This is a genomic window from Micromonospora sp. DT44, from assembly GCF_049841635.1.
Lineage (GTDB): Bacteria > Actinomycetota > Actinomycetes > Mycobacteriales > Micromonosporaceae > Micromonospora.
The window spans coordinates 1-532 of sequence record NZ_JBNCKS010000169.1; the positions used below are offsets into that span (position 1 = coordinate 1).

Annotated in this window: 1 protein-coding gene; it reads right to left on the minus strand. The window is 57.5% G+C overall.

Annotation, left to right across the window (positions count from 1 at the left end; all coding sequences use genetic code 11):
- Positions 1 to 349: hypothetical protein (locus ACLQ25_RS32810; protein WP_425734605.1), on the minus strand; the 349-nt coding region annotated here is incomplete at its 3' end.
- Positions 350 to 532: the final 183 nt, after the last annotated feature.

Here is a 532-nt window from a genome sequence, read left to right on the forward strand (position 1 = left end):
GATTTTCTTGGCGATCTCCGTAGTATTCTCGTGCTATTTCGGCGAACGCCTCCCACCTAGCGTCACTACTGAACTTGATGGGCGCGACCGCCTTCGCCAGAACGCCGATCGCTCCGCAACCCTCCAAAAAATCCCTCACGTACTGGGGCATGTCACCGGGAATCCGCCTGCCCTCCTCCCGCCAATTATGAAGATTTTTTCCGAGGTGTACCACAATCCCGTTGGTGGTCTTCCTATTGTATGTTCGCGGGGGGAGTGTCAGCAGATTTCTTTGGCCATCTTTGTAGTAGTCTCGTGCTATCTCGTCGAACGCTACCCACTCTTCTTCGGTCCTCTTCTTATAACCCATGAGACGTCCTCTCTGTTCTTTCAGCGCGGCTGGGACTCGGTGACTCAGAAGTGCGGCCGACGTACGTGACGTGGCCGCCGGCAACCACCATGGGCTCGGTTATAATCCTGGAGCCCCCCTATGTGTGCCGGGTGCCCACCGGAAGTGGTCGGCGGGTGGCGGGCTCCCGCTGTTGTCGTAGTG